The following is a 6,374-nucleotide window of genomic DNA, read 5'->3' on the forward strand; positions in this document are numbered from 1 at the left end:
GGCGCAAGCCCCGCAGCTTCCTGCGGCGCAAAAAGTGGATGGTGGCCACCCGAATGCGATGCCGGTGTGAGCTAGCGCGCCTTGGTTGCGTCCTGCGTGGCCGGGCGCGGCGTGTAGCGCACGGAAATCAGCGCCACACGCTCACCCACGCGCACGTAGCGCTGCGGCCCCGTCACCGAGGTTTCGCCAAACTCCAGCCGTTGATCGTCCAGCGTGAGGACTGCGGCCGGAGGCGATAGCCCGATATGCGCGGGATCGAAGTCGCCCAGCGGACGCCAGCTGAGCACGCTCGCCGCGGCGGTATCGGCCAGTTCGGCAAGGCGACCGTCGTCGGAGCGGACCGGCGCGCCATCGGTGCGCCACCAGTGGCCATCGCGGCGCTCGTAGTGTTCCTCGGTGCCCTTGCCGATCTGCAGGGCGATCCGCGTGACCTGGCCGGGGCTCAAGGTGAGCAGCGTGCCCGGTGCCTGGTCGCCGTCGCGCTTCCACTGCCAGGCGGCAAGCGCGACCAGCACGATCGCCGCGGCCAGCATCCACAGCCGCTGTCGCGTGGCCCGCTTCATGCGCGGCGCCGGCGCCACGCGATGCCGCTACCCAGCGCAAGCAGCAGCAGCGGCAACACCACCAGGAAACCCAGCGTGACGCTGCTCAGCTGTGCCTGCGAAATCTGCAGCACGCGATCCGGTGCGCCGCGCGGCGGCAACTGCACCAGCGCGTCGTCACCCAGCAGCCAGTCGAAGATGCGTTCGCCCAGCGCGCGGTTGCCACCGTTGCCAAGGAAGGTGTTGGAAAGGAAATCGCCATCGCCGATCACCACCACGCGCTGTTCGGCCTTGTCAGGGCTGGGCGACAGGCGACTCAGCGCGAAGCCGAAGTCGAGCGGTCCCTTCAGCTCGCCCGCAGCGGCGTCGTAGGCGATGGTGGATGCCTGCGCGTTGTCGATGGCCTTGAACTGGGTCCAGCTCTGCGTGCTGGAGCGCAGGAACGGCGCGACCTGCCAGTCGGTGCGCGCGGCCAGCGCCAGCGCGGAGACTTGCGGGAACAGCGTGGTGAGCGTGAAGCCGCGCGTGATCGCGTGCTTGGGATAGTCGCCCAGCGCAAGCATGCGCGGATCCTTCAGCCCCAGCGCCGCGCCCTGGCCATCCACCAGCACGCCGGGCAGCACGCGGATGCCGAGCGCATCGGCGAGCGGCGCCAGGTGCAGGTCGTCGTTGCCAGGCTCGGTGAGCCACAGCAGGTTGCCACCGTTGGTCAGGTAATCGGTGAGCGCCTTCACGGCGCCGTCGGGCAGCGCGAGTTCAGGGCTGGCCAGCACCACGAGATCCGTATGCTGCGGCACCGCGGTCGCCTGGGAGAAGCTCAGCGGCACCGCACGCATGCCGCGGCCTTCCAGCTGTGCCACGAAACTGCCAAGGTCGGCGTTGCCCTTGTCGTTGGGGCGACGCTCGCCATCACCCGATACGAACGCCACGATGCGCTCGCCGCCGCGCGCCAGACGTTCGAGCGCATTGGTGAGGCTGCGTTCGTCCAGTTCATCCAGGCGCTGCTCGCGCCCCTGGTAATGCAGGATCAGCGCGCCATCGACGGTGATGCCCAGTTCGCGCATCGCCGCCGGATCCTGCTGCGGATCGACGAAGCGCACAGTGAGATCAGGCTTCGCGCGGTGATAGCGTTCGATGAAGCTGGCCACCGTGTGGCGCAGGCTGCCCTGCGGGTTGGCGTAGCTGACGATCTCGACCGGGCCGTGCAGCGCCGCCAGCACCGCGCGGCTTTCCGCCGAAAGGCTGGCGCGTCCGCCGAAGGTCCAGTCAGCCACGTGGTCGTAGCGCGCAGTGAAATAGCCCACCGCGCCAGCCGAAGCCAACAGCGCCAGCGCAAACAGCCATCCATTCATGTGTCGCAGGAAGCCCGCCATCAGCCGCGCTCCTTCTCGGCGGCGAGCCGCTGCGTGGCGAGCGCGAGCGCCACCACGATCACAAGCACGAACCAGGCGATGTCCGCCGTGGATACCAGTCCACGCAACATGGCCTCAAGGTGGCCGCTCAGCGCCAGCCAGTTGACGACACCACTGGTCGCACCCGCCAGCTGCGCGGCGATGTTCACGCCGGCCAGTGCGAGGCCGATGGTGAGTGCCACGCTGGCGGCAATGGAGGCATGCGACGCATACGCGGAGCACGCCACGCCGATGGCGGCGAGCGCGGCGAGCGTCAGCAAGGTGCCCAGCGACGCGGCCGCGAGTTTGCCCCAGTCGAGCGTGACGCCATGCGAGAGGCTCAGCGGCATCGCCACTGCAAGCGCCAGCCACAGCACCAGCCACAGCATCAGCGCGAAGTATTTGCCGAGCACGATGCGTGACGCCGGCAATCCGGCGGCGAACCACAACGGCAGCGTGCCATTGCTGCGTTCCCCCGCGATGGTGGACATGGTGAGCAGAGGCACGATCACCAGCGCCAGTTCCACCACGCCGAACGGCAGCATGCTGCCCGTAAGAATGCTGCTGAGCATCGGCACGCCCACCAGGTCGGTATAGCCCGGGCCGCCCGGCAGCGCGGCCAGCTTGATCTGTCCGGCGAGGAAACCCCCCAGCAGCAGCGTGAAGCGCCAGCCGAGTTGCGCCAGCGTCAACGCAGCGAGGACCCACGCGAGCGGGCGGACGAACAGGCGGCGCAGCTCCAGCCGCGTCACGGCAATCACGCTCATGCAGCCTGCATCCTGTTTTTGCCCTCGTTGCCGCGCATGGCGATGTCGAAGAAGGTCTGTTCCAGCGCCTTGTGGTCGCCGCCGTCGACGAGACCGTCGTAGCGCAGCTGGCCCTCGTGCAGGATCGCCACGCGATCGCAGGCCGCCGTCACCTCGGCCAGCAAGTGCGTGGAAAGTATGACCGCCGTGCCCGCGGCTGCCTGTTCGCGGATCACCTCGCGCAGCGCGGCCACCTGCACCGGGTCCAGCGCGTTGGCGGGTTCGTCCAGCACGAGCAGCTGCGGCTTGTGCATCAGCGCGCAGGCCAGGCCCAGGCGCTGGCGCTGGCCTTGCGAGAGCACGCCGGCCAGCCGGCGCGACAGGGCGCCCAGCTCAAGCCGCTCCACGATGGCCTTGTGCGCCTGCGTCAACGCGGCGCCGCGCAGTCCTCGCAGGCGGCCATGGGCATCAATATGTTCGGCCACGGACAGCTCTGGCCACAGAGGGGCACGTTCGGGCAGCCAGCCAACGCTCTGTCTCGCGAGTTCCGGGCGCTCCAGGAAGTCCTCGCCGTTCAGCCGGATGTTGCCGCTGTCGGGGGCCAGCGCACCGGCGATCATCGCCAGCGTGGTCGATTTGCCCGCGCCATTGACGCCCAGCAAACCCAGCACCTGTCCCGAATCCAGTCGCAGCGTGAGACCGGACACGGCCGGCCGGCCCGCACGATGGCGGGTGATGTGATCCAGTTCCAATACGGCAGTAGGCGCGGTCATTGCATGATTGTCATGGGGGCCCCACCTTCACACAACGGGGTGAGGCCGTCACTGCGTGACACAGCACATTAACTTCGTCGCTGCCTTGAGGTGCGACAATGTTTTGCGCTGTCCATGCTGGCGGGTACGGAAACTCCTCCTTTAGACTGAAATTTCATACACCTGGGTGTTTCCGAGATGCTCGACGCAGTACTCAATTTCCTGTCCAACGGGCTGACGCATGCCGGATGGCTCAGCATGACCATCTACATGCTGATCATGACCCAGCTCACCATCTTCACGGTGACGCTGTACCTGCATCGCTGCCAGACCCACCGTGGCGTGGACCTGCACTGGTCGATCTCTCACTTCTTCCGCTTCTGGGGTTGGCTCACCACCGGCATGGTCACCAAGGAGTGGGTGGCGGTGCATCGCAAGCACCACGCCAAGGTCGAGACCGAGGAAGATCCGCACAGCCCGCAGATCTATGGCATCAAGAAGGTGTTCTGGGATGGCGTGTCGCTGTACCGCGATGCCAGCGAAGTGAAGGAAGACCTCGAGAAGTACGGCCGTGGCACGCCCGACGACTGGATCGAGCGCAAGCTTTACTCCGCGCACCCGTACTGGGGCCCGGCGCTGATGCTCATCATCAGCGTGGCGCTGTTCGGCGTGATCGGTGCCGCGCTGTGGGCGCTGCAGATGGTTTGGATCCCGTTCTGGGCTGCCGGCTTCGTCAACGGCATCGGCCACTGGTGGGGCTACCGCAATTTTGAAAGCGCCGACACGGCGACCAACCTCATTCCGTGGGGTTTTTGGATCGGTGGCGAAGAGCTGCACAACAATCACCACGCTTTCCCGAGTTCGGCCAAGTTCGCCCTGCGCAAGTGGGAGTTCGATATCGGCTGGGCCGCCATCTGTGCCTTGCGCGCGGTTGGCCTGGCCAAGGTGCTGCGCGTGGCACCGACGCTGGACGTGCGCCCGAACGTGCACCTGCCGGATGCCGAGACGCTGAAGGGCGTGCTGACGCATCGCTTCGCCGCGATGACGGATTTCTACCGCAACGTGATCACGCCGACCCTGCGCGACGAAGCGCAGCATGCCGGCGAAAGCATCAAGTCGGTGCCGCGCCGCATGCGTCGCGCGCTGGCCGATGGTGGTCGCTGGCTCGACAGCGAAGGTCGTGATCGCATGCAGGCCGTGCTGGCCAAGCGCCCGACGCTCAGCACCGTGTGCGATTTCCGCAATCGCCTTGCGGCGCTGATGGAGCAGCGTGGCGCCGAGCAGGCGCTCAAGGGCCTGCAGCTGTGGATCGCCGAAGCCGAGCAGAGCGGTATCCGCGCCCTGCAGGAATTCGCCGGTCGCCTGAAGAGCTATTCGGTGGCCAGCGCCTGATCGACGACGCTGCTCTCTGATCTCACGAAAAGCCCGCCGCAAGGCGGGCTTTTTTATGTGCGGGGTGTTTCGCCTATGCCATCTGGGCTTTAATCGTCCCTTCCAGCGGGAGGAAAGCGCAGGGATGAGCTTGAGAACGGTGGTGATCGGGGCAACGGGCGTGTTCGGTTCGCGCATGGCGCGCCGCCTTGCACATGACGCGCGCTTCGAGTTGTTGCTGGCGGCTCGCAGCCGTGAGCCGCTGGAAGCGCTGTATGCATCGATCGGTGATCCGCGCGTGCAGGTGGCGACGCTGGACGCCGACAGCCCGGGTTTTCGCCACGCGTTGGCCGCGCTGCGCCCGCAACTGGTGATCCACACAGCGGGCCCGTTCCAGCGACAGGACTATCGCGTGGCCGAAGCCTGCATCGCCTGTGGCAGCGATTACATCGATCTCGCGGACGGCCGCCATTTCGTCAGCGAGTTCGGCGCGCTCGACGAGCCGGCGAAGCGCGCTGGCGTGCTGCTGGTCAGTGGCGCGTCCAGCGTGCCGGCGCTGAGTGCGGCGGTGGTCGACGCGTTGTTGCCACGCTTCGGCTCGCTTGAGGTGATCGAGCACGCCATCAATCCCGGCAACCGCACGCCACGGGGCGATGCCACGGTGGCGTCGATCCTCGGCTATTGCGGTCGGCCCATCCGCGTGTGGCGTGACGGGCACTGGGATGAGGCGCATGGCTGGATGGACAGCCGGCGCCAGGCGTTTCCGTTCGGGCGTCGCCGCGTCGGTGTCTGCGAGATTCCCGACCTCGAACTCTTTCCTGCGCGCTATCCGCAGGCACGCACCGTGTTGTTCCGCGCGGGACTGGAATTGCCCTTGATGCAATGGGCGACCTGGGCCTTGGCGGCGCTGGTACGCGCCGGCCTCATCCGCGATCTCGCGCGCCACGCGCCCGCGTTGCGTCGCCTCAGCGAACGCTTCGTCGGTTTCGGTTCGGATGTGGGCGGCATGGCGGTGGAGCTGCGCGGCAACGATCGCCAGGGCCAGCCGCTGCACCTTCGCTGGTGGCTGCATGCGGATGCCGGCGACGGTCCCCACGTGCAGGTGACGCCGGCCGTCGTGCTGGCGCGACAGCTGGCGCAAGGCGGGGTTGATGCGAAGGGCGCGATGCCGTGCATGGGCTTGCTCACGCTGGTGCAGATCGTCGAAGGCTTCGACGGCTTCGCCTTGCGCACCGGGCTCGACGCAGTGGCGATCAGTCGATGAAGCGCCACGCATAGCCGGGCTCCGGCAGGCGGCACCGGCTGCGCTTGCCCAACAGCCGATAGCGGTTGCGCGCGATCCAGCGATAGGACGCATCGCGCATCGGCATCGGCACGAGGCGCAACAGCGCGCCCGCGAGATGCCAGCGTCCGCCGAGCTGGCGCAGAACGCGGATGATCGCGTCGGTATCGCTGTGGCCCTGGCCGTGCTGCACCAGCAGGAACGATGCAGGGTCGTCGGGCGAAAGCCCGTGGTTTGTCAGCAGCGTCCGTCCGTGCGTGCCCTGCATGGCCGCCAGACGGAAGCGGCCT

At 67.4% G+C, this 6,374-nt stretch carries 7 protein-coding genes; 2 read left to right on the forward strand and 5 right to left on the reverse strand.

What is annotated here, in order from left to right:
- Nucleotides 1-71 precede the first annotated feature (71 nt).
- The 4 genes from VFG49_RS09785 to VFG49_RS09800 are packed head-to-tail and all read right to left on the reverse strand — an operon-like array spanning nucleotide 72 to nucleotide 3,452.
- Nucleotides 72-563, reverse strand: a complete 492-nt coding sequence (locus VFG49_RS09785) for a hypothetical protein (RefSeq protein WP_324859921.1) — start codon at nucleotides 561-563, stop codon at nucleotides 72-74.
- On the reverse strand, nucleotides 560-1,915 hold the full coding sequence (locus tag VFG49_RS09790; protein WP_324859923.1) for a GldG family protein: 1,356 nt from the start codon (nucleotides 1,913-1,915) through the stop codon (nucleotides 560-562). Before VFG49_RS09790 ends, VFG49_RS09785 begins: the two co-directional genes overlap by 4 nt.
- The gene (locus VFG49_RS09795; RefSeq protein WP_324859925.1) at nucleotides 1,915-2,700 is read right to left on the reverse strand and encodes an ABC transporter permease; all 786 of its coding nucleotides are present in this window, start codon (nucleotides 2,698-2,700) and stop codon (nucleotides 1,915-1,917) included. The genes VFG49_RS09790 and VFG49_RS09795 overlap by 1 nt, the downstream gene beginning before the upstream one ends.
- Nucleotides 2,697-3,452 (reverse strand): ABC transporter ATP-binding protein, encoded by a 756-nt coding sequence (locus VFG49_RS09800; protein WP_324859927.1) that lies wholly within the window; start codon nucleotides 3,450-3,452, stop codon nucleotides 2,697-2,699. Before VFG49_RS09800 ends, VFG49_RS09795 begins: the two co-directional genes overlap by 4 nt.
- A gap of 177 nt (nucleotides 3,453-3,629) precedes the next feature.
- Between VFG49_RS09800 and VFG49_RS09805 the strand changes: the two genes are divergently transcribed.
- Together VFG49_RS09805 and VFG49_RS09810 are read left to right on the forward strand one after the other, a co-directional pair.
- On the forward strand, nucleotides 3,630-4,823 hold the full coding sequence (locus tag VFG49_RS09805; protein ID WP_324859929.1) for a DesA family fatty acid desaturase: 1,194 nt from the start codon (nucleotides 3,630-3,632) through the stop codon (nucleotides 4,821-4,823).
- A gap of 124 nt (nucleotides 4,824-4,947) precedes the next feature.
- The gene (locus tag VFG49_RS09810; RefSeq protein ID WP_324859932.1) at nucleotides 4,948-6,066 is read left to right on the forward strand and encodes a saccharopine dehydrogenase family protein; all 1,119 of its coding nucleotides are present in this window, start codon (nucleotides 4,948-4,950) and stop codon (nucleotides 6,064-6,066) included.
- Here VFG49_RS09810 and VFG49_RS09815 read toward each other — a convergent pair.
- Nucleotides 6,056-6,374 (reverse strand): thiol-disulfide oxidoreductase DCC family protein (locus VFG49_RS09815; RefSeq protein ID WP_324859934.1); only part of this gene is annotated, 319 nt, incomplete at its 5' end. The two genes, VFG49_RS09810 and VFG49_RS09815, sit on opposite strands and share 11 nt — an antisense overlap.

The organism is Dyella sp., from assembly GCF_035685885.1.
Lineage (GTDB): Bacteria > Pseudomonadota > Gammaproteobacteria > Xanthomonadales > Rhodanobacteraceae > Dyella.